The organism is Allobacillus saliphilus, from assembly GCF_018138385.1.
GTDB lineage: Bacteria > Bacillota > Bacilli > Bacillales > Alkalibacillaceae > Allobacillus > Allobacillus saliphilus.
Genome location: NZ_JAGSIE010000017.1, coordinates 1 through 25139 on the forward strand (window position 1 = coordinate 1; position 25139 = coordinate 25139).

General features: G+C 40.3%; 25 protein-coding genes, 1 rRNA gene and 2 other annotated features. All 26 genes read left to right on the top strand.

Features of this window, described 5'->3' with window-relative positions; genetic code table 11:
• Positions 1–104 precede the first annotated feature (104 nt).
• The 26 genes from rrf (at position 105) to rpoB (ending at position 25089) form a co-directional block, all read left to right on the top strand.
• Positions 105–220: ribosomal RNA gene (gene rrf / locus KC820_RS06540) — 5S ribosomal RNA — on the top strand.
• A gap of 193 nt (positions 221–413) precedes the next feature.
• Complete coding sequence (locus KC820_RS06545; protein ID WP_236782553.1) at positions 414–1112, top strand: MgtC/SapB family protein; 699 nt, start codon at positions 414–416, stop codon at positions 1110–1112.
• 189 nt (positions 1113–1301) lie between these two features.
• Positions 1302–1769, top strand: coding sequence for a CtsR family transcriptional regulator (locus KC820_RS06550; RefSeq protein WP_212369499.1), 468 nt, complete (start codon positions 1302–1304; stop codon positions 1767–1769).
• Positions 1770–1780: 11 nt separating this feature from the next.
• Positions 1781–2320 (top strand): protein-arginine kinase activator protein McsA, encoded by a 540-nt coding sequence (locus tag KC820_RS13525; RefSeq protein ID WP_212369502.1) that lies wholly within the window; start codon positions 1781–1783, stop codon positions 2318–2320.
• Positions 2320–3390, top strand: a complete 1071-nt coding sequence (locus tag KC820_RS06560; protein ID WP_212369507.1) for a protein-arginine kinase McsB — start codon at positions 2320–2322, stop codon at positions 3388–3390. Before KC820_RS13525 ends, KC820_RS06560 begins: the two co-directional genes overlap by 1 nt.
• A gap of 15 nt (positions 3391–3405) precedes the next feature.
• A complete protein-coding gene (locus tag KC820_RS06565; protein WP_212369511.1) occupies positions 3406–5865 on the top strand; it encodes an ATP-dependent Clp protease ATP-binding subunit in 2460 nt (819 codons plus the stop codon).
• A 120-nt stretch (positions 5866–5985) separates the two neighbouring features.
• Positions 5986–7356, top strand: coding sequence for a DNA repair protein RadA (gene radA, locus KC820_RS06570; protein WP_212369514.1), 1371 nt, complete (start codon positions 5986–5988; stop codon positions 7354–7356).
• 148 nt (positions 7357–7504) lie between these two features.
• Complete coding sequence (locus tag KC820_RS06575; protein ID WP_212369516.1) at positions 7505–8590, top strand: PIN/TRAM domain-containing protein; 1086 nt, start codon at positions 7505–7507, stop codon at positions 8588–8590.
• Between the two features lie 126 nt (positions 8591–8716).
• Entirely contained in the window at positions 8717–9421 is a 705-nt protein-coding gene (gene ispD / locus KC820_RS06580) for a 2-C-methyl-D-erythritol 4-phosphate cytidylyltransferase (RefSeq protein ID WP_212369519.1), read from the top strand.
• Positions 9422–9898 (top strand): 2-C-methyl-D-erythritol 2,4-cyclodiphosphate synthase, encoded by a 477-nt coding sequence (gene ispF / locus KC820_RS06585; protein WP_212369522.1) that lies wholly within the window; start codon positions 9422–9424, stop codon positions 9896–9898.
• Between the two features lie 33 nt (positions 9899–9931).
• Entirely contained in the window at positions 9932–11407 is a 1476-nt protein-coding gene (gltX, locus tag KC820_RS06590) for a glutamate--tRNA ligase (RefSeq protein WP_212369525.1), read from the top strand.
• 40 nt (positions 11408–11447) lie between these two features.
• Positions 11448–11661: a binding site (T-box leader), on the top strand.
• 136 nt (positions 11662–11797) lie between these two features.
• On the top strand, positions 11798–12460 hold the full coding sequence (gene cysE / locus KC820_RS06595) for a serine O-acetyltransferase (RefSeq protein ID WP_212369529.1): 663 nt from the start codon (positions 11798–11800) through the stop codon (positions 12458–12460).
• Complete coding sequence (gene cysS / locus KC820_RS06600) at positions 12450–13847, top strand: cysteine--tRNA ligase (RefSeq protein WP_212369533.1); 1398 nt, start codon at positions 12450–12452, stop codon at positions 13845–13847. Before cysE ends, cysS begins: the two co-directional genes overlap by 11 nt.
• 4 nt (positions 13848–13851) lie before the next feature.
• Positions 13852–14253 carry a Mini-ribonuclease 3 gene (locus KC820_RS06605; protein ID WP_212369538.1) on the top strand — a complete coding sequence of 134 codons (402 nt, stop codon included), beginning with the start codon at positions 13852–13854 and terminating at the stop codon, positions 14251–14253.
• Entirely contained in the window at positions 14246–14986 is a 741-nt protein-coding gene (gene rlmB, locus KC820_RS06610) for a 23S rRNA (guanosine(2251)-2'-O)-methyltransferase RlmB (protein ID WP_212369540.1), read from the top strand. The genes KC820_RS06605 and rlmB overlap by 8 nt, the downstream gene beginning before the upstream one ends.
• A 3-nt stretch (positions 14987–14989) precedes the next feature.
• Positions 14990–15499, top strand: a complete 510-nt coding sequence (locus KC820_RS06615; protein WP_212369542.1) for an NYN domain-containing protein — start codon at positions 14990–14992, stop codon at positions 15497–15499.
• Between the two features lie 43 nt (positions 15500–15542).
• Positions 15543–16235 (top strand): RNA polymerase sporulation sigma factor SigH, encoded by a 693-nt coding sequence (gene sigH / locus KC820_RS06620; protein WP_377862673.1) that lies wholly within the window; start codon positions 15543–15545, stop codon positions 16233–16235.
• 72 nt (positions 16236–16307) lie between these two features.
• Complete coding sequence (gene rpmG / locus KC820_RS06625) at positions 16308–16454, top strand: 50S ribosomal protein L33 (RefSeq protein ID WP_212369544.1); 147 nt, start codon at positions 16308–16310, stop codon at positions 16452–16454.
• 26 nt (positions 16455–16480) lie between these two features.
• The gene (gene secE / locus KC820_RS06630; protein WP_144088730.1) at positions 16481–16648 is read left to right on the top strand and encodes a preprotein translocase subunit SecE; all 168 of its coding nucleotides are present in this window, start codon (positions 16481–16483) and stop codon (positions 16646–16648) included.
• A gap of 261 nt (positions 16649–16909) precedes the next feature.
• Positions 16910–17443 carry a transcription termination/antitermination protein NusG gene (gene nusG, locus KC820_RS06635; protein WP_144088731.1) on the top strand — a complete coding sequence of 178 codons (534 nt, stop codon included), beginning with the start codon at positions 16910–16912 and terminating at the stop codon, positions 17441–17443.
• A 133-nt stretch (positions 17444–17576) separates the two neighbouring features.
• Complete coding sequence (rplK, locus tag KC820_RS06640) at positions 17577–18002, top strand: 50S ribosomal protein L11 (protein ID WP_144088732.1); 426 nt, start codon at positions 17577–17579, stop codon at positions 18000–18002.
• A gap of 161 nt (positions 18003–18163) precedes the next feature.
• Positions 18164–18859 (top strand): 50S ribosomal protein L1, encoded by a 696-nt coding sequence (gene rplA, locus KC820_RS06645; protein WP_212369546.1) that lies wholly within the window; start codon positions 18164–18166, stop codon positions 18857–18859.
• Positions 18860–18915: 56 nt separating this feature from the next.
• Positions 18916–19082 (top strand) — a sequence feature (ribosomal protein L10 leader region).
• A 378-nt stretch (positions 19083–19460) separates the two neighbouring features.
• Positions 19461–19961 (top strand): 50S ribosomal protein L10, encoded by a 501-nt coding sequence (gene rplJ / locus KC820_RS06650; protein WP_212369548.1) that lies wholly within the window; start codon positions 19461–19463, stop codon positions 19959–19961.
• Positions 19962–20015: 54 nt separating this feature from the next.
• Positions 20016–20378: a 50S ribosomal protein L7/L12 gene (gene rplL, locus KC820_RS06655; RefSeq protein ID WP_144088735.1), complete on the top strand. Its 363-nt coding sequence runs from the start codon at positions 20016–20018 to the stop codon at positions 20376–20378.
• A 124-nt stretch (positions 20379–20502) separates the two neighbouring features.
• Positions 20503–21108: a class I SAM-dependent methyltransferase gene (locus KC820_RS06660; protein ID WP_212369552.1), complete on the top strand. Its 606-nt coding sequence runs from the start codon at positions 20503–20505 to the stop codon at positions 21106–21108.
• A gap of 432 nt (positions 21109–21540) precedes the next feature.
• Positions 21541–25089 (top strand): DNA-directed RNA polymerase subunit beta, encoded by a 3549-nt coding sequence (gene rpoB, locus KC820_RS06665; protein ID WP_212369556.1) that lies wholly within the window; start codon positions 21541–21543, stop codon positions 25087–25089.
• Positions 25090–25139 lie beyond the last annotated feature (50 nt).

A 25139-nucleotide genomic window follows, 5' to 3' on the forward strand; every position in this document is an offset into this window, starting at 1 on the left:
CACGTGAAGCTGACGGATACTAATCGGTCGAGGACTTAACTTACTTGATGATGTATTGTTTCTTATCTAGTTTTGAAGGTATATGCCTATCAACATTATATTTGTCCGGTGACGATGGCAGAGAGGTCACACCTGTTCCCATTCCGAACACAGAAGTTAAGCTCTCTAGCGCCGAGGGTAGTTGGGGTTTTTCCCCTGCAAGAGTAGGACGTTGCCGGGCGGTCAAAGCCAAGAAGAAAACTTCTTGGCTTTTTTTGCACATTAAAAAGAATATTTGATTTTTAGTTGCATAACCATAGGTTTATCGCCATACGAATTTTAGTGATAAACAAGGTGTTATGAGTGTTTTCTTATTGTTATGGAACATCATGCTATAGCAGAACTTAAAGTATAAATAAGTGAGGAGAGAGAGAATGATTGAATCGATGAATCAACTTTTTGGGGAAAACTTCTCAGATATGCTTCTGCGTATAACATTAGCAACCGTACTTTGTGGTTTGATCGGTTTTGAAAGGGAATTAAATAAACACCAGGCTGGCTTTCGCACACATATATTAGTAGGAGTGGGAGCTTGTATGATGATGCTTTTGTCATTGTACGGGTTCGATCAATACATTTCACAATATGATAACATTCGCTTTGATCCTGCGAGAATTCCATCGTATGTCATCAGTGGAATTGGTTTTTTAGGTGCAGGTACGATTATGGTTCATGGCATGACAATTCGTGGTTTAACAACTGCAGCATCGATTTGGACTGTAGCAGGTATTGGATTAGTTGTAGGTGCAGGTTTGTATCCACTGGCTATTTTAACGACGATTGTTGTTTTACTTAGCTTGGTCTTTTTAAACTCATTCGAAAAATTATTTTCAAAAGGCAAAGGGAAATACCTCATCCACCTTATGATTGATAACAAAGCAAATGTTGGTGATATCTTGGATGTATTTGAAAACTATGACTTATATATTAAAAGAATTGAAATTGACACAGAGAGTGTTGATCAGCGTAATATTTATATTGAACTTGAAAAGGATCAATTATTTAACCGACATGAATTACTAGATGAAATTAGTCGCATTCAGTATGTAACGTATGTCCATAAGCCAAAATAATAACACCAAGAAGATGATTCGAAAAAGAATCATCTTTTTTTATAAAAAAATGAAGCAAAATATTTTGCATCGAACATAAAAATAAGTATAATAAACTTATAGTCAAAGATAGTCAAAGTCAAAGTTAGAACAATTGACTTTTATTTAAGTAAGTTAAAGGGAATTATAGTGAAAAGGAGGGTTCGCACGTTGAAGAACATATCTGATGTCATTGAAGCATATTTAAAGAGAGTGCTTCAGTTGAGTGGTGAAGATATTGTTGAAATAAAAAGAAGTGAGATAGCAGATCGCTTTGAGTGTGTTCCTTCGCAAATCAATTACGTCATCAAAACACGCTTTACTGCCGAAAAGGGATATATTGTCGAGAGTAAGCGTGGAGGCGGGGGCTATATTCGTATCATACGTTTAAGGCCTAAATCAAAGCAAGCATTACTGGATGAGATGCTCTCAATCACGGATAATCCGTTATCACAACAGGCAAGTATGGACTTATTAGACCGGTTATATGAAGAGCGGCTATTAACCGAAAGAGAGTCTCATTTAATGAATAAGCTTTTACATCGGGATGTATTATCTATTCCGTTACCCAATCGAGATATTATTCGATCAAAATTGTTTCGTGAGTTAATTATGACATTGAAGGTTCACGATCGATAGGAGGGATTCATGTGGAATGTCAAAGATGTCATGAAAACACTGCTAGTGTGCACTATACTCAAGTTATTAATGGAAAAAAAGATGAGGTCCATTTATGTGAAAAGTGTGCAGAGAAAGAAGGCTATATGGATTTTTCTAACCAACACCTTTCGATGCATCAGTTCTTGACAAGTATGGTTCCACTCGACTCTGCATTCAAAAAAAATCAAAGCATCCAGCCGGAGACGGCAACACAATGTGACTATTGCGGAATGACCTATGGAGAATTCCGCAGAAAAGGAAAGTTTGGCTGCAGCCATTGTTATGAGTCGTTTTCTTCCTACTTGACACCCCTTCTAAAGCGAGTTCATAGTGGGAATACTGAACATGTTGGAAAGATCCCGAAAAGAATTGGTGGTAATTTACACAAGCAGCGTGAGGTTGAAAATTTGCGAACAAAATTGCAAGAAGCAATTCAAGCGGAAGCTTTTGAAGAAGCAGCAACAATAAGAGATCAAATCCATCAATTAAAGCAAGAGTTAGAAGAGGAACGAAAAGGTGGTGAAGCATAATGTCATTACAGGACTTTATAGACGATGCCATCAGCCCTTGGTTAAATGACGGTGGAGAGGATAACGATATCGTTTTAAGCAGTCGCATTCGTTTAGCAAGAAACTTGGATAAAGTTCCTTTTCCTACTAGTGGTAAAGAAGAACCATTAGAAAAGGTATTAGAGTACATGGAAGAAGAGTTTAATGGCCAAACGTTCAATGGATTTAAAGATTTTCAACTTGCTAAGATGTCAGACCTTGATCCGGTGGAAAAAAGGGTTTTGATAGAGAAGCATTTGATTAGCCCGAATTTAGCTGAAAATGAACGTAGTGGAGCTGTTCTCATTTCAAAAAATGAGCAAGTTTCAATTATGGTCAATGAAGAAGATCATTTACGACTGCAAATCTATTATCCAGGATTGCAACTGAAACAAGCAGTAGATACGGCATTCGAAATCGATGATTGGATCGAAGGTAAAATTGGATATGCTTTTGATGAAGAGAAAGGATATTTAACGAGTTGCCCGACAAATGTCGGTACAGGATTAAGAGCATCCGTTATGATGCATCTTCCGGCATTGACGATGACAAATCAGATGAATCAGATTGTTCCTGAGATTAACAAGCTAGGATTAGTTGTACGTGGGATCTACGGAGAAGGTAGCGAGGCATTAGGTAACCTTTATCAAGTTTCCAATCAAGTGACCTTAGGAAAGTCTGAAGAAGAAATCATTCAAGATTTAACGAGTGTTGTAAAAGAATTAATTGATAGCGAACGTAGGTCCAGAGAATGGATTGTTCAGCAATCGGGTATACAGTTAGAAGATAAACTGTTTCGCTCGTACGGAATTTTATCCAATAGCCGGATCATTCAGTCGAAGGAAGCATCAAAATGTTTGTCAGATATTCGTTTAGCAATTGATTTAGGATGGATTAAAGGTATTTCTAAAACAATCTTGAATGAATTAATGGTATTAACCCAACCCGGCTTCTTACAACATTATGCGAAGAAGGGACTTTCACCGAGAGAACGAGATGTATTTCGCGCAAAATTGATTCGTGAACGACTAACGATGGAAGAAGAGAAATAAAAGGAGGTCATTTATATGATGTTTGGTAGATTTACAGAAAGAGCTCAAAAAGTATTGGCACTTTCACAAGAAGAAGCCTTACGATTAGGCCATAACAACATTGGAACAGAACACATTTTATTAGGATTGATTAAAGAAGGCGAGGGCATTGCTGCGAAAGCATTGAAATCGCTTGATATCGATAGTGAAAAAATACAGCAAGAAGTTGAGCAGTTAATTGGAAAGGGAGAGGCGACGAATCAAACGATCCATTATACGCCACGTGCTAAAAAAGTAATCGAACTTTCCATGGATGAGGCAAGAAAGTTGAATCACTCCTATGTCGGGACAGAGCACATTCTTTTAGGATTAATTCGTGAAGGTGAAGGGGTGGCAGCTCGCGTATTCAACAACTTAGGTGTTAGCTTAAATAAAGCACGCCAGCAAGTATTACAACTACTTGGCAGTAATGACTCGACATCAGGTCATCCACATCAGCGGAAGCAAAAACAAAACTCAAATGCACAAACACCAACACTCGATTCACTAGCTTCTGATTTAACAGCTACTGCCCGTGAAGGCAATGTAGACCCGGTTATTGGACGAAGTGAAGAAATCGAACGAGTGATTCAAGTGCTTAGCCGCCGCCGAAAAAATAACCCTGTGTTAATTGGTGAACCAGGTGTTGGTAAGACGGCGATCGCGGAAGGGCTAGCTCAGCAAATTGTAAATAATGAAATACCTGAGATTCTTCGCGATAAACGAGTGATGACATTAGATATGGGAACCGTTGTTGCGGGTACAAAATACCGTGGTGAATTTGAAGATCGTTTGAAGAAAGTAATTGAAGAGATTCGCCAGGCAAAAAATATCATTTTATTCATTGATGAATTGCACACATTAATTGGTGCTGGTGGTGCAGAAGGTGCAATTGATGCATCCAATATTCTTAAACCAGCATTAGCTCGTGGTGAACTGCAATGTATCGGTGCTACAACATTGGATGAATACCGTAAGTATATCGAGAAAGACGCGGCGTTAGAACGTCGTTTCCAGCCAATTCAAGTATCCGAACCAACGACAGAAGAATCGATGAAGATCTTACAAGGTCTTCGTGATCGTTATGAGGCACACCACCGTGTGACCATTTCGGATGATGCGATTGAAAGTGCAGTGAGTTTTTCAGATCGTTACATTACGGATCGGTTCCTACCGGATAAGGCCATTGACTTGATTGACGAAGCGGCTTCTCGTGTCAGACTTCGTAACTATACAGTTCCACCAAACTTAAAAGAGTTGGAAGAAAAGCTGGATGAAGTGAAGAAGGAGAAAGATGCAGCTGTTCAAAGCCAAGAGTTTGAAACGGCAGCTTCTTTACGAGACAAAGAACAAAAGCTGAAAGATGAAGTTGAGAAAACGAAAAATGAATGGAAAGAAAAACAAGGGCAAGAGAGTTCCGAAGTGACATTAGATGATATTGCTCATGTCGTCTCCACATGGACTGGTGTTCCAGTTTCACGGATGGAAAAAGACGAAAAAGAACGTCTATTGAACTTAGAGGAAAACTTGCATAACCGAGTAATTGGACAGGAAGAGGCAGTTCAATCCATCTCGAAAGCAATTCGAAGAGCTCGTGCTGGACTAAAAGATCCGAAACGTCCAATTGGTTCATTCATTTTCTTAGGACCAACTGGTGTCGGTAAGACAGAACTTGCACGCGCATTAGCATCAACGATGTTTGGAGAAGAAGATGCGATGATTCGCATTGATATGTCCGAGTATATGGAAAAGCACGCGACATCTCGACTTGTCGGTTCGCCTCCAGGATATGTAGGTTATGATGAAGGCGGGCAGTTGACAGAAAAAGTCCGTCAAAAACCATATTCCGTAATTCTGTTGGATGAGATTGAAAAAGCGCACCCAGAAGTGTTCAATATTTTGCTACAAGTACTTGAAGACGGTCGCTTAACTGACTCAAAAGGAAGAACAGTTGATTTCAGAAATACGATTCTAATAATGACATCTAACGTTGGCGCGCATGAATTACGTCGCGAAAAATCTGTTGGCTTCAGCTTAAGCGATGATAAAAGAGATTATAAGAGTATGAAAGACAAAGTATTGGAAGAATTAAAGAAAGCATTCCGTCCAGAGTTTTTAAACCGGATAGACGACACAATCGTCTTCCATTCACTGGAAGAGAAACATATCCGTCAAATTGTTAAATTGATGGTGAAACAGCTTCAAGATCGTTTAGAAGAAAAGGAAATTCACTTTACACTTTCAGATCAGGCGATTAATAAAATCGCTGATGAAGGAATGGATTTAGAATATGGGGCTCGTCCTCTCCGCCGTTCCCTTCAGAAAAACGTCGAAGACTTCCTTTCTGAAGAGTTACTGAAAGGTGACTTGGAGAAAGGTGAGTCGGTTGAAATCGATGTAGATGAGCATGGTGATTTCTATGTCTCTGCGAAAAAAGCTTTTGAAGACGTAAAATAGTTGCTAATTTATTCAAACAGCCAGTAGGAAAAGTACCCGCTGGCTGTTTTTTCTTGTACAATGGAATTATATAATGAGTGTGCAATTAACTCGAAAGATCGATAGAAAAGGAGCCTGAGAATGGCAAAGAAAAAAACAGTTTTCATGTGTCAGGAATGTGGATACGAATCTCCTAAATGGATGGGAAAGTGTCCAGCTTGTCACCAATGGAATAGCTTTGTTGAAGAGAAATTACAAACAACGAAAGAACGACATACATTCGGACAACAGGAAAATAGGACGAAACGAAAGCCTACGACAATTAATGAAGTGTCCATGCAAGATGAAAAGCGTATACGAATTGATATGGAAGAAATGAATCGGGTCCTCGGTGGGGGAGTTGTACCTGGCTCGCTTGTGTTGATTGGTGGAGACCCTGGTATTGGGAAGTCCACGTTATTATTACAGCTATCCTCCCAATTAGCAGCCGCAAAACATACAGCTCTTTATATTTCTGGTGAGGAATCAGAGAAACAAACGAAACTTCGCGCGAGTCGGCTAAATATTAATAACGATTCATTGTACATTTTTTCTGAAACAAACTTAGAGTACGTCATCGACTCCATCAATGAAATGAATCCTGATTTTGTCGTCATTGACTCGATTCAAACAATCTATTTAGATACTGTCACTTCTGCAGCAGGATCTGTTTCGCAAGTTCGAGAATGTACCTCAGCCTTAATGAAAGTCGCCAAAACCAAAGGCATACCTATCTTTATTGTAGGCCACGTGACGAAAGAGGGAGCAATTGCTGGTCCTCGTCTGCTTGAACATATGGTGGATACGGTTCTTTATTTTGAAGGTGAGCGTCATCATGCTTTCCGTATTTTGCGCAGTGTAAAAAATCGTTTCGGTAGCACGCATGAAATGGGTATTTTTGAAATGAAAGAAGAAGGGTTGGTCGAAGTTAGTAATCCTTCTGAGATTTTCTTAGAAGAGCGATCACAAGGTATTGCCGGATCGACGATTGTTGCCTCGATGGAAGGGACAAGACCGATGCTCGTAGAAATCCAAGCACTTATTTCTCCGACTCAATTTGGAAATGCTAGAAGAATGGCGACTGGATTAGATCATAACCGTGTACCTTTATTGATGGCCGTTTTAGAAAAGCGTGCAGGCCTTCTCCTACAAAACCAAGATGCTTATGTGAAAGTAGCGGGCGGCGTAAAGTTAGATGAGCCAGCCATTGACCTCGCTGTCGCTGTGTGTATTGCTTCAAGCTTTAGAGACCAGCCGACACAAAAAGACGATGTATTTATCGGAGAAGTAGGACTAACAGGTGAAATTCGACGTGTATCGCGGATTGAGCAGCGGATCAAGGAAGCGCAAAAATTAGGCTTTAAACGGGTAATCCTACCAAACCGAAATTTAAGTGGCATTACGAAACCAGATGGCATCGATTTAGTAGGTGTAGATTCAGTCCATGATGCTTTACGGATAGCTCTAGAATAAATCTGTTAAATCATTGTAACCAAATTGACATATAACTTTAACGGTGATATACTGTTCTGTTTGTATCTTTTGACTATCAAATAAGCGGGTGGTATAATTTGAACCACCCAAAAATACTTTTCTAACGATGCACAAAGGAGGTGCCGAGATGCTTAAGAAGATTGTCCAATTATTTATATTGGTTGCCGGTGGAATGATTGGTTTTTTGTATGTCCCCGATATTAACCAGGTCGCAAATTATATGCCGAGCTGGCTCGTTCCGTATTTTGGTTTATTTTTAGGTGCACTTATATTCTTTTTTATTAGTCTATTTATTGCGGATTATATCGTTGGATTTTTAGTTTTTATTGAAGAGAAGTTAGTCGGGGTACCAGTTGCCGATTTATTGTTTGGAAGTATCGGTCTCGTCGTCGGGCTGTTGATTGCATTCTTGATCAACACTTTCGTCCAAGGACTGGGCATACCCATTATTTCTGGGGTTTTACCTGTTTTCTTATCTATTATTTTAGCCTATTTAGGCTTTCAAGTTGGGTTTAAGCGACGAAATGAGTTTGCAGGTCTTCTATCTAAAAAAGAACCAGAAGAAAAAGAAAAGGCAATTCAAGAAAAAGCGAATGACCAACAAATCAAGCCGAAAATTCTTGATACAAGTGTCATTATTGACGGAAGAATAGCTGATATTTGTGAAACGAAATTTTTGGAAGGCACCATTATGATTCCACGTTTTGTTTTGGAAGAATTGCAGCATATTGCGGATTCATCTGACTTATTGAAACGTAATCGAGGCCGCAGAGGATTGGATATTTTAAACCGGCTGCAAAAAGAGCTACCGGTGGATGTGCAATTTTATGAGGGTGACTTTGATGACATCCAAGAAGTAGATAGCAAGCTTGTAAAGCTGACTAAGCTTCTGGATGGTATTTTAGTGACGAACGATTATAATTTAAATAAGGTATCTGAGTTTCAAAACGTGAGTGTGTTGAATATTAATGACCTTGCAAATGCTGTGAAGCCAATTGTGTTACCAGGAGAAAAAATGCAAGTACATGTGATTAAGGCAGGAAAAGAAGATGATCAAGGTGTAGCTTACTTGGATGACGGAACAATGATTGTCATCGAGGAAGGTAAGAATTTCATCGGAAAAACAATTAAAGTTATTGTTACCAGCGTCTTGCAAACTTCTGCTGGTAGAATGATCTTTGCCAAGCCGAAAGCTTTTGAGCAGGCCCAATAATAATACAATGTGCGAAAAGGTTGGCTCTAAGTTTCTGTTGAAGCGTTGAAAGCCAACCTTTTATTAAGAAAGATATGTTGAAATTCGTTGTTGAAATTGTGTTCAACCAAAATGCAGGAGGATCCTATGGAATCATATCAAGTCATTATATTGGCGGCTGGTCAAGGAAAGAGAATGAAAGCAAACGTTAATAAACAATTTATTACCATCGGCTCAGAACCATTACTTGCACATACGATTGATGTTTTTGAACAAGATGATTGGTGTGAGGCGATTTATTTGGTTATTCAGCCAAATGATCGGGAAATGATTGAATCCATTGTAGATGAAAAGAATTTTTCGAAAGTAAGGCAGTATGTAACAGGTGGAAAAGAGCGTCAAGACAGTGTACGGTTAGGGCTGGAAGCGGCTGACCCATCTAAGATTACGATGATTCATGATGGTGCTAGACCATTTGTCAGTCAGGAGGAGCTACACCGATTACATAAAGCAACGGAGAGGACAGGCGCTGCATTTCTCGCTGTTCCTGTTACGGACACGATTAAGCAAGTTGATGGTGGGCGTGTGAAAACGTTGAAGCGAAGCGTGTTATTTGCCGCCCAAACGCCTCAAGCTTTTCGATACGATTTGATTCAACGCGCTCATGAATGGGCACACAACGAAAATATACAGGCGACAGATGATGTGCAATTGCTTGAGTTAATGGAGCAAGCAGTTGAATTGGTTGAAGGTAGTTACCGGAATATGAAGCTGACAACGCCGGAGGATATACAAAGAGCTGAAAATGTGCTACAAATAAATAGGCATTCTAAACAAGAGGAGGAGCTATAATTGTTTCGGATTGGACAAGGTTTTGATGTACATCAGTTTGCACCGAATCGCCCTTGTATTATTGGTGGCGTTGAAATACCGCACGATCAAGGGTTGATTGGGCACTCGGATGCGGATGTTTTATTACACACAATAGCAGATGCTGCCCTTGGAGCAATTGGAGAAGGGGACATCGGGAAGCACTTTCCTGACACAGACCCAGCATACAAAGATGCGGATTCAAAAGAATTGCTTCGTCATGTTTGGGCACTTGTGGAACAAAAAGGGTTCACTTTAGTCAATATTGATTGTACGGTCATTGCTCAAGCACCGAAAATGGCTCCTTATATAGACGATATCCGCAATGTAATTGCTGAATTACTGCATGCGGAAACGGATCAAATTAATGTAAAAGCGACAACGACTGAACAATTAAGCTTTATCGGTAGAAAAGAAGGAATCGCTGCACAAGCTGTGATTCTTTTGCAACAAAAATAAACAGTAATATTTATTGATGGAGGGAATATCACCATGTCAGCACAAGAAGTACGTGTACGCTACGCACCAAGTCCAACAGGACATTTGCATATTGGAAATGCTCGAACAGCTTTGTTTAACTATTTATACGCTAGACATACAGGCGGTAAATTCATCATCCGTATTGAAGATACCGACCAGAAGAGAAACGTTGAAGGTGGAGAGCTTAGTCAGCTTAATTATTTGAAATGGCTAGGAATCGATTGGGATGAAAGTATCGATCGTGAAGGCGACTATGGCCCGTATCGCCAAATGGAGCGATTGGACATTTACCGAAAATATGTTGATGAGTTATTGGAACGTGATCTAGCTTATAAATGCTATATGACGGAAGACGAATTAGAGCAAGAAAGAGAAGAACAGCGGGCGAAGGGCCAAGTCCCAATGTACTCTGGTGCACACCGCAATCTGACTCAAGAAGAACAAGAGAAATACGAACGGGAAGGTCGTAAGCCTAGCATTCGTTTGCGCGTTCCAAGTCAAGAAACGTATACCTTTTTCGATATCGTGAAAGGGAAAATAACGTTTGAATCAGCTGACTTTGGTGATTGGGTTATTTTGAAAAAAGATGGCACACCGACGTACAACTTTGCGGTAGCAGTTGATGACCATCTAATGAAAATTACTCATGTTCTTCGGGGTGAAGACCATATTTCAAATACACCAAAACAAATGATGGTTTACCGTGCGTTTGATTGGGAAGTGCCTACTTATGCGCATATGACATTAATCGTCAATGAAGAAAGAAAGAAACTCAGCAAGCGTGATGAAAGTATTATTCAGTTCATTGAACAGTACGAAGAGTTAGGTTATTTGCCTGAAGCTTTGTTTAACTTCATTTCCTTGCTTGGTTGGTCCCCAGTTGGAGAAGAAGAAATCTTTACAAAAGAAGAATTTATTGAAATGTTCGACCCTGAGCGATTATCAACATCACCGGCTGTTTTTGATAGTGCGAAATTAAAGTGGATGAACAACCAATATATTAAGTCAAGCTCTTTGGAGCGAGTCATTCAATTAGCAAAACCACACTTATTAAAAGCAGGTAAAATTGAAGAAAATGCCGATGAAGAAACAGAAAAGTGGGTTCATGAATTGATTGCGTTATACAAAGAACAGCTAAGTTACGGTGCTGAGATTGTAGAATTGACCGAGTTGTTCTTCAAGAAAGAAGCGGAGTATTCAGATGAAGCGATGGATGTTCTTAGTCAAGGACACGTTCCTGAAATGCTTGCGAACTTCAGAACTCAGCTAGAAGGATTAGAATCCTTTGAAGCGGATGATATTAAAGCGGCAATTAAAGCAACTCAAAAAGATACTGGAAACAAAGGCAAGAAGTTATTCATGCCAATCCGTGTTGCAACGACAGCTGAGACAAACGGCCCTGAATTACCACAGGCAATCCACCTACTTGGAAAGGAAACGGTCGTTCATCGATTAGGTCAGTTAATTGATGAGTTAAATAATTCGTAACAACAACGGTTTTTTGTATATAATAACAATATATCATTGAATAAAAACGTGGATGAGGAAAAGTAGCCGATTGAAAGGATCACAGAGAGAGCTGTATAGGTGAGAACAGCTTTCCGGACAATCGGTGAAATGCCCCTCGGAGTTCTTTTTCTGAAACTCAGTAAGAAAAAGCGAGTAACGATCGTTATCCGTCTGAGCGAAAGGTGTTAAATACCTTGAAGCAGAGTGGAACCGCGTTTATATACGCCTCTGTCTATTGAATGATAGACAGAGGCTTTTTGCATTAAAGTAGCTTTATAATGCGAAATACATTTTCAAAGAATTTCACCACCTACTAAAAACATCATTCGTGTTCAAGAAGATATAAGCATCAAAGGGAGGAGGATGGATATGAGAAAGTTTTTCAGTTTATTGAAAGATGATGTAAAAGTCGTCTTTGACCAAGACCCGGCAGCAAGAAATACGTTCGAAGTCGTATTGACGTATTCCGGCGTGCATGCCGTTTGGGCACATCGCTTTGCACATGGCTTTCATAAACGGAATATGAAGTTTATCGCTCGTGTCATTTCACAAGTCAGTCGTTTTTTCACGGGGATTGAAATTCACCCAGGAGCAAAGATTGGACGCCGCTTTTTTATCGATCATGGAATGGCGGTCGTCATCGGTGAAACGTGTGAAATTGGTGATAATGTAACGTTGTATCAAGGAGTAACACTTGGTGGAACAGGTAAAGAGAAAGGGAAAAGACATCCGACTCTTAAAGATAATGTGCTTGTTGCAACTGGAGCGAAAGTGTTGGGCTCCATTACTATTGAAGAACATTCAAAAATTGGTGCAGGGTCCGTTGTATTGAAAGATGTTCCGAAGCATTCAACTGTTGTCGGCATACCTGGGCGTGTCGTTGTCCAGAATGGTGTGAAAGTGAAAAAGAACTTAGATCACCATAAAATGCCGGATCCGGTCCAAGAGCATTGCAATCGTTTAGAAGGCAGGATCAAAGAATTGGAGAAAGAATTGGCTAAGCTGAAAGGAGTGTCTGTGGATGACGATTAAGTTATACAATTCGTTAACGCGGAAAAAAGAGGAATTTCAACCGATAGAAGAAGGTAAAGTAAAGATGTATGTGTGTGGGCCGACCGTTTACAACTATATTCATATCGGAAACGCCCGCCCAGCAATCGTCTTTGATACGGTTCGTCGTTTCTTGGAATACGTCGGATACGAAGTGGAATACGTATTAAACTTTACAGATGTCGACGATAAATTAATTAAAGCAGCTAAAGAACTAGGTGAGGAAGTTCCAGACATCGCCGAACGCTTTATTAAAGCGTATAAAGAGGATGTTTCTAAATTACACGTACAAGAAGCGGTCCATCATCCGAGAGTTACCGAATCCATGGAAGAGATCATTGCTTTCATTGAAGGATTAGTTGAAAAAGGCTTTGCTTATGAAGTGGATGGAGATGTATACTATCGGACAAGAAAGTTTGAAGAATATGGGAAGTTATCTCATCAATCGATAGACGAACTTCGCTCTGGAGCGAGAATACAAGTTGGAGAGAAGAAAGACGACCCGCTTGATTTTGCTTTATGGAAAAAAGCGAAAGATGGAGAAATCTCTTGGGAAAGTCCTTGGGGAGAAGGACGACCGGGGTGGCATATCGAATGTTCAGCTATGGCGAAAAAGTATTTAGGTGAAACAATCGATATTCATGCGGGTGGTCAAGACTTAACTTTCCCACACCATGAAAATGAAATCGCACAGTCTGAAGCGAATAATGACAAAACGTTCGCAAACTATTGGATTCATAACGGTTATATTCAAATAGAAAATGAAAAAATGTCTAAATCACTAGGTAACTTTATTTTGGTGAAAGATATCATTGAGCAGTTCGATCCAAACATCATTCGATTTTTCATGCTAAGTGTTCATTACCGCAATCCGATTAACTTCAGCCAGTCGGTCATCGAAAATACGCGTAATAGCTTTGATCGAATCCAAACGGCTTATCAAAATTTGTTATATCGAAAAGAAACAAGTGTAAACTTAACGGATAACCATGCACAGTGGATGGATTCCATTGACTCACATCGTTCAAGATTCATTGAAGAAATGAATGATGACTTCAATACTGCCAATGCGATCTCGGTTCTGTTTGAATTGGCAAAAGACGCCAATCGTTATTTGGAAAACAAACAGACAGATACAACAGTTATCGATGTTTTCATCGAGCTGTTTGAAGAAATTACTGGAGTACTCGGACTGAAGTTAGAGACAGAGGAGCTACATGATGAAGATATTGAACAATTAATAGAAGAACGTGTTCAAGCAAGGAAGGACCGGAATTTCGGTCGTGCGGACGAAATTCGTGATTTATTGGATGAAAAAGGTATTGTATTAGAGGATACGCCACAAGGAACTCGATGGAAGCGGAAGTGAATGTATGACTGAACCATTTCAAATGAAGAGCTTGGCACTTGCTTACATGGGAGATGCCATTTATGAAGTTTACGTTAGGGCTTATTTAATTGAAAAAGGAGAGGTGAAGCCGCAAAAGCTTCACCAATCCGCTATATCATTTGTAGCCGCAACTGCACAAGCATCTACGGTGAAAAGCTGGCTTAATGATAGATTTCTAACGGAGAAGGAAGAAGCGATCGTACGTAGAGGGAGAAACGCGAAGTCGAATAAACCGAAGAGTACAGATGTACAGACATATCGACTAAGTACCGCATTTGAAGCATTACTTGGTTATTTATATTTAAATCAAGAAACCGATCGACTGGAACAATTGATTTCTATGGCGATTATGGACGCAGAAGAAAGGAGAACAAAACGTGAGTGAAGAATGGATTGTAGGAAGAAATGCCGTATTAGAAACATTGAAATCTGGGCGTGCAATTAACAAAGTGCTTGTTCTTGAATCCATGAAGCCTGCTGCCCAAGGGGAGCTCATACAGGCAGCGAAGCAGGCGAATATTCATGTGCAAAAAGTACCGAGAAATAAACTTGACCAATTAGGTGAACATCACCAAGGTGTCGCTGCTTCTGTTGCTGCATATGAATATTTAGATCTCGAAGATTTGCTTCTTATTCCAGAAAATAAAAACGAGACTCCTTTTTTCGTCCTATTAGATGAGTTAGAAGACCCACATAATTTAGGATCTATTATGCGTACAGCCGATGCGATCGGTGTGCATGGAATTATTATTCCGAAGAGACGCTCAGTGCAACTGACGCAAACGGTAGCGAAAGCATCTACCGGTGCGATTGAATACGTTCCAGTGGCTCGAGTGACGAATATGGCACAGACAATCGAGCGATTGAAAGAGGAAAACATCTGGGTAATTGGAACCGACGCTTCAGCTTCCGAGGATTATCGGCAAGGAACGTATGATATGCCGCTAGCTCTTGTGATTGGTAGTGAAGGAAAAGGAATCAGCCGCTTGGTCGCGAAGAAGTGCGATTGGCATATTAAGCTTCCGATGATTGGTCATGTTACATCACTAAATGCTTCTGTTTCGGCGAGCTTGCTCATGTATGAAGTATACCGAAAACGGAATCCGTTAGGTGAATGATCCATGATCGTACTCATTGTCGATGGTTACAATATGATTGGTGATTGGCCCGTGCTAAAGAAATTAAAAGAAAAAAGCTTAGAAGAGGCACGGGCGAAGTTAGTTGAGTTGTTAGCGGAATTTCAAGCTTATATGGATTATCGAATCATTGTCATTTTCGATGCTTATAACGTTAAAGGGCCAGAGAGCCGCGAAACATTCAAAAAAGTTCAATTGATTTATACGAAAGAAAATGAAACCGCTGATGAGGCGATAGAAAAGTTGATTAAAGAAGTGAAGAATGTCAAAACGAAAGTGTATGTAGCGACATCTGACTTTCAAGAACAATGGACTGTTTTCTCACAAGGAGCGTTAAGGAAGTCTGCTCGCGAGTTGTTTTTAGAGATTCAACGAATGGAAAAAGATATTCAAATCGACCTAGCGAATAACCAAAAGTTAGCGCCGAAACATAAGATATTACTTGATCAAGACCTTCGCTCGAAATTTGAAGAAATGAGAAGAGGAAGAAAATAGTTCAAACAATAGTTGACTGAAAATTCACAAATCCTGTATAATAATGTTGTATTCTTATATCTGTTATCATTCAGGAGGAGCTAACGTGATCACTAAGACAGAATTGAAGATGAAACAGGACATGATGGAGTCAGAAGATGAACGCCTCGTGGAACTCGTTCAGCAGGGAGATGGGCAAGCTTTGAATCAATTGATTCTGAAATATAAAGGCTTTGTCCGAGGAAAAGCTCGTACATATTTTCTAATTGGTGCAGACCGAGAAGATATCATTCAAGAAGGGATGATCGGTTTATATAAAGCGATCCGTGATTACCGACCGGACAAGCTCTCATCGTTTAAGATGTTTGCGGAGCTTTGTGTAACGCGCCAAATTATTACGGCAATCAAAACAGCGACCCGCCAAAAGCATATTCCGCTGAATTCCTATGTTTCGTTAGACAAGCCAATTTATGACGAGGAATCTGACCGTACACTAATTGATGTTATCGCGGAAGATGAGTTAGGTGATCCGGAGAAGCTATTGATCAACCGTGAGAAAAATGGTGATATGGAAATCAAAATGCGTGAAGTGTTAAGTGAGCTCGAGCAAGAAGTTCTAAACCTTTATTTAGATGGATGCTCGTATCAAGAGATTTCACTAAAATTAAATCGTCACGTTAAATCGATTGACAATGCTCTCCAGAGGGTGAAAAGAAAGTTGGAACGTTACTTGCAAGTGAACGAAGTAACGCTTTAAACATTATTTGACACACTCTTACCCTCGTGGTAAGTTTATTGGGTATGAATGAAATCAGATTGAGGTTAATTTATGAGAAAAAAAGTAGCACTGGCATGTTCGGTTTGTCAGTCGCGTAACTATACAACAGATAAAAAAACAAGTTCTAGTGAGCGAATTGAAATAAAAAAATTTTGTAAAACGTGTGGTAGTCATACGTTACACCGAGAGACGAAATAGTGTGCAGCAAGGTAAGGGGGATGTAGATGGTCAAGTTCTTAAAAGATGTCAATCGAGAAATGCGTAAAGTATCGTGGCCTAAAGGAAATGAGCTAACCCGATATACTGTGATCGTATTGGTGACTGTTATTTTCTTTGGTGTCTTTTTCACCGTAACTGATTTAGTTTTATCTCAAATTTTAGAGCTCTTTTAATTCAATGGTTTAATGACAGAGTGTTGTGCTATAATAGCTAATGACATAAAACCCGCTTGCCGGGTTTTTTATTATACATTTTTTTGCTAAATAACGTATAATTCAACCAACGAGTACAGCATTGAGATGGGAGTTCAAGTTGTTGGAAGATGAGAAAGCAGAAGCTACTCTGATCTCTTTGGTTTCTCATGTTGCAATAGATTGGGATGTTTGGAAATCGAAAGGGTCAATGAATAGGAGGGAAGGCATAAGCCTGTAATTATGGAGAAAAACTGGTATGTGGTTCATACGTATTCTGGTTATGAAAACAAAGTTAAATTAAACTTAGAAAAAAGAATAGAATCAATGGGTATGGAAGATAAAATTTTTAGAGTGATTGTTCCCGAAGAGGAAGAGACAGAAGTTAAAAATGGAAAAAGAAAGACAGCTTTGAAGAAAGTATTTCCTGGATATGTTTTGACAGAAATGATTATGACGGATGATTCCTGGTTTGTCGTTAGAAATACACCTGGCGTCACAGGGTTTGTTGGATCAACAGGAGCTGGACAAAAGCCGACACCATTATTGCCAGAAGAATCTGAGCGAATTTTAAAACGAATGGGTGTCAAAGATCAAGCGCCTGAAATTGATTTTGAATTAAAAGAGACGGTTCGCGTGACAGAAGGTCCTTTCGCGAATTTCACTGGTACAATCGAAAATATCGATACAGATAAATTGAAGGTCAAAGTCCATGTCAACATGTTTGGTAGAGAAACACCTGTCGAACTAGACTTTAATCAGATAGAAAAATTATAACAAACCACTTGCATTCATAGTCGAAAAATGCTAAGATTTTTATGTTTCTCATGGCCTGATCGGCTAATGATAAAAATGAGTGGGAGGGGCAAGCCCCAATTACCACATCACGGACTTTAAGGAGGTGTGTCTCGTGGCTAAAAAAGTAGTTAACGTTATTAAACTTCAAATTCCAGCAGGTAAAGCAAACCCTGCACCGCCAGTCGGTCCTGCATTGGGTCAAGCTGGTATTAATATCATGGGATTCTGTAAGGAATTTAACGCACAAACACAAGATGAAGCTGGCATGATTATCCCGGTTGAAATTTCTGTTTTTGAAGATCGTTCATTTACTTTCATAACAAAAACTCCACCGGCTGCTGTGCTTCTTAAAAAAGCGGCAGGTATTGAATCCGGTTCTGGTGAACCAAACCGTAACAAGGTCGCAACAGTTAAACGCGATCAAGTACGTGAAATTGCTGAAACAAAAATGCAGGATTTAAACGCTGCTGATGTGGATGCTGCTGTACGTATGGTAGAAGGTACTGCCCGCAGCATGGGTGTTACGATTGAAGACTAATGTCAATGCTATGAAAGGTTGCGGATGAATACTTTCGCAACCTTTATTACAGGTTAACAAAAGTCCAGTAGAGACGATTGTCTTTACCCGAAGACTTACTTCGGTAAGTTTTCGTAAGTGGGAGGTTTAACCGTTAAAACCACAAAGAGGAGGAAAATATAATGGCTAAAAAAGGTAAAAAATATAGCGAAGCACTAAAATTAGTTGATCGTTCAAAAAGCTATGATTCTAAAGAAGCGATTGAGCTTGTGAAAAAAGCATCTACAGCTAAGTTCGATGAAACTGTTGAAGCTGCTTTCCGTTTGGGTGTTGATCCAAAGAAAGCTGACCAACAAATCCGTGGCGCAATGGTATTACCACACGGTACTGGTAAAACACGACGTGTTCTTGTCTTTGCAAAAGGCGACAAAGCTAAAGAGGCTGAAGCGGCAGGCGCTGACTACGTAGGCGATCAAGAATACATCAGCAAAATCAATGAAGGTTGGTTTGATTTTGATGTAATCGTTGCTACACCAGACATGATGGCTGAAGTCGGTAAGCTTGGTCGTGTACTTGGACCAAAAGGTTTAATGCCTAACCCGAAAACTGGCACAGTTACTTTCGAAGTGGAAAAAGCCGTTCAGGAAATCAAAGCAGGTAAAGTTGAATACCGCGTTGATAAAGCTGGTAACATTCACGTTCCAATCGGGAAAGTCTCTTTCGAAGACGACAAATTGGTAGAGAACTTTGCTGCAATCACTGAAACACTAGTGAAAGCAAAGCCTCAAGCTTCAAAAGGTAAATATATGCGTAATGCTGCCATCTCATCAACGATGGGACCTGGTGTACGCGTAGACGTATCAAGTTTCACCAATTAATCAAGAAATCATTGACTTTTTGATAAACGGCATATATACTATGTCTTGTCAATTAAATAAATGAATGAATTATACCGTAGACAGCAGGAGCAATTTCAATTGCTTAAACAAATCCTGCCGAGGTGTGTGATCTTTGCAGTCAATCTACCTTTGAGTGGATTGAGTCGTAAATGTGTAAACAATCATGCTCCCATGTCTACATGGGAGCTTTTTTAATGGATGGATTTGATAAAGTTTAGTGTTCTTTATAGTGAAGTTGCACTGAGTTGCTGAATTGTAGAAGCGAAGGTGGCGACTCCTGCGGGTCAACTAAGACCGGCCACGTCCTGTGGCCAGCGTTGACACTAGCCGTCCATGGCGTCGGAACAGCACGTGTCTCGAGACCCCACAGGAAGTGCTTTTCTTCCGAGGAGGCTCGAGCCGTGCCCGCGGTATAGAAGACACTGCGAGTAATCGCAGATGTCGCCTTATGCCCTGTGGGTAAAAGCGCCCGCCGATAGCGGATTGCAATTCAACAATGGACTTTAGGAAAATCCAATGGATAAAAGTGATTGACACGCTCACGGTATGAGGAATCAAATTTCAATTAGGAGGTGGAACGATGAGCTCAATTATCGAGCAAAAGAAACAGCACGTAGAAGAAATCGCAGAAAAGTTTTCAAATGCAAAAACAGCTGTATTAGTTGATTATCGTGGATTGAATGTTGAAGAAGTCACTGAACTTCGTAAACAATTGAGAGAAGCGGGCGTTGAATATAAAGTTTACAAAAACACAATGACACGCCGTGCAACTGAAAAAGCAGGCTTTGAAGAACTACACGAAGTTTTAGTTGGACCGACAGCCATCGCTTTCTCTGAAGACGATGCAGTTGCACCAGCTAAAGTGTTAGGTGGATTTGCGAAAGAGCACGAAGCTTTGGAAATCAAAGGTGGCATTGTTGAAGGAAACGTTGCGACACTTGATCAAATCAAAGAACTTTCCGAACTACCATCTCACGACGGGCTTCTATCTATGCTTTTAAGCGTACTACAAGCTCCAGTCAGAAACTTTGCATACGCAACAAAAGCGATTGCAGAGCAAAAAGAAGAAGAAGGTGCCTAAATATAAGCGCCTAATCGTATAGACGTTAATAAAAAATACTGAGGAGGATTTAACATGTCTAAAGATCAAATCATTGATGCGATTAAAGAAATGTCCGTTCTAGAATTGAACGATTTAGTAAAAGCTATTGAGGAAGAATTCGGTGTTACAGCTGCTGCACCAGTTGCAGTTGCTGGCGGTGGCGGAGAAGAAGCTGCTGAAGAAAAATCTGACTTTGACGTTGTACTTGAAGATGCAGGTGCTTCTAAAATTAAAGTTGTTAAAGCAGTTCGTGAAATCACAGGCCTTGGCTTGAAAGATGCGAAAGAACTTGTTGACAACGCACCGGGCGCTATCAAAGAAGGCGTAGCTAAAGAAGAAGCTGAAGAAATGAAAGCTAAACTAGAAGAAGTTGGCGCGAAAATCGAACTTAAATAGTCAACAAACTCCAATAAGCTCGCTGAACCAGTTCAGCGAGCTTGATTTTTCATTGATTGAACGAATTCAATAAAGTTCTTATCAGATGAATTTTTCCAATATATCAATGAAGGTGGTCGGTTGAATGAGCGAGCACTACTATGAACGTCACCCCACAAGTGAAAGCAATCCTACTTTTTTCAACGCAATATTAAACACGTTCACATTTACTTTCCAAACAGATGATGGTGTATTTTCCAAAAAACAAGTTGATTATGGCACGAAAGCATTATTGGCACAATTTAAGCAGCCGAAGGTTATGGGTGAATTTTTGGATGTCGGTTGTGGCTATGGTCCAATCGGAATCACGTTAGCAAAACAATTTCCGGGACGATCCGTTGTAATGGTTGATGTCAATGAACGTGCGATTCACTTAGCGCAAGAGAATATTGAATTGAATGATTTGGAAAATGCGAAGGTCCGTTTTAGCGATGCATTATCTGCTGTCAAAGATGAACAATTTGCTTCGGTCATTACGAATCCGCCATTTCGAGCTGGGAAGAAAGTGGTTCATCGAATAATGGAAGAAAGCTTTGACGTATTAAAACCTGGTGGCGAATTATGGGTCGTGGTACAAAAAAAGCAGGGCGCACCTTCATTAAAGAAAAAGCTGGAATCATTATTTTCACAAGTGGATACTGTCAGCAAAGACAAAGGGTACTATATTTTACGTGCCAAAAAGTTTGACTAGCTATTATACGGTGTGATAACATTAAAAAATGCCAATAGATTTATTTTTTTGTCAAGTGTTTTTTGAAAAAATACTTGACTGCAGATCTGGATGGTAAAAACAGATGAAGTTACGATTCTACTGTTCTGATGTATAATATTCTTCAGATAAACCGATAATGGTACCGTTCATTAAACATGAATTGAGGTCTTAATGGTACATGAAACTTCTTCTATTAACTTATAACTTTATAACTTGACATTCTTATTGAATGTTCAAATAGATGCTTGCATTAAGCCTTTTAAAGCAAGCAAGTTCGGCATGCATTCTTGTCGGACCATTTTTATTTTACTTAAGCTCTTTCTGAAAAGTCCTTTCCGATGAATGTGGAGGTTCATCAGTTAGGATGAGAGAGCCCTTTCTTTTAAATCTGGTAGTTGAGGGGTGAAGCAGTTGTTAGGTCAACTAGTCCAATATGGTCGACACCGCCAGCGTAGAAGTTACGCGCGAATTAGTGAAGTTCAAGAGCTTCCTAACTTAATTGAAATTCAAACCGCTTCTTATGAATGGTTCTTGGAAGAAGGTTTGAAAGAGATGTTCAGAGATATTTCACCGATTGAAGATTTCACCGGTAATTTATCTTTGGAATTTGTGGATTATAGTTTAGGTGAGCCTAAATATCCATTGGATGAAGCGAAAGAGAGAGATGTGACATATAACGCCCCATTGCGGGTAAAAGTTCGTCTTTTGAACAAAGAGTCTGGGGAAGTGAAAGAACAAGAAGTCTTTATGGGTGATTTTCCGTTAATGACAGAAAACGGAACATTCATCATCAATGGCGCAGAGCGCGTTATTGTATCCCAGCTTGTGCGTTCGCCGAGCGTTTATTTCAATGACAAAATTGATAAAAACGGTCGTAAAGGTTACACATCAACCGTCATTCCTAGCCGTGGTGCATGGTTGGAAATGGAAACGGACGCAAAAAACGTTGTTCATGTACGAATCGACAGAACCCGTAAATTGCCGATCACGGTTTTATTGCGTGCACTCGGATTCAGCTCAGACGAAGAAATTATCGATCTAATCGGTGATAATGAGTATTTACGTAATACGTTAGATAAAGATAATACTGAAGATAGCGATAAAGCGCTTATTGAAATCTATGAAAGATTACGTCCTGGAGAACCACCTACTGCTGAAAACGCACGTAGTTTATTGTTCTCACGCTTTTTTGATCCGAAACGCTATGATTTAGCTCGGGTAGGACGTTATAAGATGAATAAAAAGCTTCATATTAAAAATCGTTTATTCAACCAAGTGTTGGCAGAGACGATTGCAGATGAAGAGACTGGTGAAGTGCTCGCCCGAAAAGGTGACAAACTGAACCGTCGTTTACTGGATAAATTGATTCCTTACTTTGAGAAGGAAGAAGACGCAGCTGGCGAAAAGATTTTGGAGCCGCAAGATGGCGTGTTAGATGAACCAGTTAAAGTTCAATCCATTAAAATATTCGACCCGACAGACCCAGAGGGCGAAAGAACATTAAATGTTGTGAGTAATGGAAATGTCAGCCAAGACATTAAACATATTACGTACGAAGATATTTTAGCTTCCATTAACTATTTCTTTAATATTTTGCATGAAGTCGGAAACACAGACGATATTGACCACTTAGGTAACCGTCGTTTGCGCTCTGTTGGTGAGTTGCTACAGAATCAGTTCCGAATTGGTCTATCAAGAATGGAACGTGTCGTTCGTGAAAGAATGTCCATCCAAGATAGCGAATCGATTACACCGCAACAATTAATCAACATCCGACCGGTCATTGCGTCTATTAAAGAGTTCTTCGGAAGTTCTCAGCTCTCGCAGTTTATGTATCAAACGAATCCACTGGCTGAATTGACGCATAAAAGACGTCTTTCAGCATTAGGACCTGGTGGTTTGACGCGTGAACGTGCTGGTTTCGAAGTACGTGACGTTCACTACTCTCACTACGGTCGTATGTGTCCGATTGAAACGCCAGAAGGTCCAAATATTGGGTTGATTAACTCATTATCATCCTTCGCGCGTGTAAATCCATTCGGCTTTATTGAAACACCGTATCGTAGAGTCGATCATGAAACAGGTATAGTTACTACCGAAACGGACTATCTGACAGCAGATGAAGAAGATAACTATATTGTCGCACAGGCGAACGCACCTTTGAATGATGATGGCACATTCCAAAACGAAGAAGTCATTGCTCGTTTCCGTGGTGAAAACATTGTCGTCGATCGTGATCAAATTGACTATATGGACGTTTCGCCAAAACAAGTTGTATCAGCTGCGACAGCCTGCATTCCATTCTTGGAAAACGATGACTCAAACCGTGCATTGATGGGTGCGAACATGCAGCGTCAGGCTGTACCATTGTTGCGTGCCGAGGCTCCTTTAGTAGGAACAGGTATGGAATATGTATCTGGAAAAGACTCCGGTGCTGCAGTCATCAGCAAGCATGATGGAATTGTTGAAAGAGTAGATGCGAAAGAAATTTACGTTCGTCGTATCTCTGAAGTAGACGGAAAAGAAGTAGAAGGCGATTTAGATCATTATCGCTTACAAAAGTTCATCCGTTCGAACCAAGGAACGTGCTACAACCAAAAGCCGATTGTCTCAAAAGGCGACCGTGTCGTAAAAGGAGAAATCCTTGCAGACGGTCCATCTATGGATAATGGTGAACTGGCACTTGGTCGAAATGCCCTCGTCGCATTTATGACTTGGGATGGTTATAACTACGAGGATGCGGTCATCATGAGTGAACGCTTCGTCAAGGATGACGTGTTTACTTCAATCCACATCGAAGAGTTTGAATCAGAAGCGAGAGACACAAAGCTCGGACCGGAGGAAATCACTCGTGATATTCCGAACGTTGGAGATGAAGCACTGAAAAACTTGGATGAAGACGGAATTATCCGCGTTGGTGCTGAAGTCGTCGATGGCGATATTCTTGTCGGAAAAGTAACTCCTAAAGGTATGACTGAATTATCTGCGGAAGAACGCTTATTACATGCAATCTTCGGAGAAAAAGCTCGTGAAGTTCGTGACACGTCACTTCGTGTGCCAAACGGAGGAGGCGGAATCGTCCACGATGTGAAAGTATTTAACCGTGAAGACGGTGACGAACTTTCTCCTGGTGTGAACAAACTCGTTCGGGTGTATATCGTTCAGAAGCGTAAGATTTCAGAAGGGGATAAAATGGCTGGTAGACACGGTAACAAAGGTGTTATCTCAAAAATTCTACCTGAAGAAGACATGCCATTTATGCCAGACGGTACCCCGGTAGACGTTATGTTGAACCCGCTTGGCGTTCCATCTCGTATGAATATCGGTCAGGTTCTTGAGCTCCATTTAGGAATGGCTGCTAGAGAAATGGGCATTCATGTTGCGACACCGGTATTCGACGGAGCGAACGAAGAAGATGTATGGGAAACGATGACAGAAGCCGGCCTTGCTAGAGATGGTAAAACAGTTCTCTATGATGGTCGTTCTGGTGAAGCATTTGATAACCGCGTATCCGTAGGTGTCATGTACTTGATCAAGCTTGAACACATGGTAGATGATAAATTGCACGCTCGTTCCACTGGACCATACTCATTGGTTACACAGCAGCCACTTGGTGGTAAAGCTCAATTTGGTGGACAGCGTTTCGGTGAGATGGAAGTTTGGGCATTGGAAGCGTATGGTGCCGCATATACCCTACAAGAAATCTTAACCGTTAAATCAGATGACGTCGTTGGTCGTGTACAAACATATGAAGCGATCGTCAAAGGTGAGAATTTACCAGAACCAGGCGTACCGGAATCATTCCGCGTCTTGATCAAAGAGCTTCAAAGTCTTGGAATGGATGTTAAGATGCTGACAGATGAACAGAACGAAATCGACATGAGAGATTTAGAAGACGATGAGCAAGCTGGCGAACAGCTGAATGTCGATCTAGAGAACAAAGAAACATCAGATGAATAAAGCCAGAAGATAAAACCCACCTATCGCAGGATAAAATAAGGGAGGTAGGC

Coding starts and splice junctions, on each gene's coding strand:
- KC820_RS06545 (WP_236782553.1), top strand. CDS start 414: ATGATTGAATCGATGAATCAACTTTTTGGGGAAAACTTCTCAGATATG.
- KC820_RS06560 (WP_212369507.1), top strand. CDS start 2,320: ATGTCATTACAGGACTTTATAGACGATGCCATCAGCCCTTGGTTAAAT.
- KC820_RS06565 (WP_212369511.1), top strand. CDS start 3,406: ATGATGTTTGGTAGATTTACAGAAAGAGCTCAAAAAGTATTGGCACTT.
- radA (WP_212369514.1), top strand. CDS start 5,986: ATGGCAAAGAAAAAAACAGTTTTCATGTGTCAGGAATGTGGATACGAA.
- KC820_RS06575 (WP_212369516.1), top strand. CDS start 7,505: ATGCTTAAGAAGATTGTCCAATTATTTATATTGGTTGCCGGTGGAATG.
- ispD (WP_212369519.1), top strand. CDS start 8,717: ATGGAATCATATCAAGTCATTATATTGGCGGCTGGTCAAGGAAAGAGA.
- gltX (WP_212369525.1), top strand. CDS start 9,932: ATGTCAGCACAAGAAGTACGTGTACGCTACGCACCAAGTCCAACAGGA.
- cysE (WP_212369529.1), top strand. CDS start 11,798: ATGAGAAAGTTTTTCAGTTTATTGAAAGATGATGTAAAAGTCGTCTTT.
- cysS (WP_212369533.1), top strand. CDS start 12,450: ATGACGATTAAGTTATACAATTCGTTAACGCGGAAAAAAGAGGAATTT.
- KC820_RS06605 (WP_212369538.1), top strand. CDS start 13,852: ATGACTGAACCATTTCAAATGAAGAGCTTGGCACTTGCTTACATGGGA.
- KC820_RS06615 (WP_212369542.1), top strand. CDS start 14,990: ATGATCGTACTCATTGTCGATGGTTACAATATGATTGGTGATTGGCCC.
- sigH (WP_377862673.1), top strand. CDS start 15,543: ATGTTGTATTCTTATATCTGTTATCATTCAGGAGGAGCTAACGTGATC.
- rpmG (WP_212369544.1), top strand. CDS start 16,308: ATGAGAAAAAAAGTAGCACTGGCATGTTCGGTTTGTCAGTCGCGTAAC.
- secE (WP_144088730.1), top strand. CDS start 16,481: ATGGTCAAGTTCTTAAAAGATGTCAATCGAGAAATGCGTAAAGTATCG.
- nusG (WP_144088731.1), top strand. CDS start 16,910: ATGGAGAAAAACTGGTATGTGGTTCATACGTATTCTGGTTATGAAAAC.
- rplA (WP_212369546.1), top strand. CDS start 18,164: ATGGCTAAAAAAGGTAAAAAATATAGCGAAGCACTAAAATTAGTTGAT.
- rplJ (WP_212369548.1), top strand. CDS start 19,461: ATGAGCTCAATTATCGAGCAAAAGAAACAGCACGTAGAAGAAATCGCA.
- rplL (WP_144088735.1), top strand. CDS start 20,016: ATGTCTAAAGATCAAATCATTGATGCGATTAAAGAAATGTCCGTTCTA.
- KC820_RS06660 (WP_212369552.1), top strand. CDS start 20,503: ATGAGCGAGCACTACTATGAACGTCACCCCACAAGTGAAAGCAATCCT.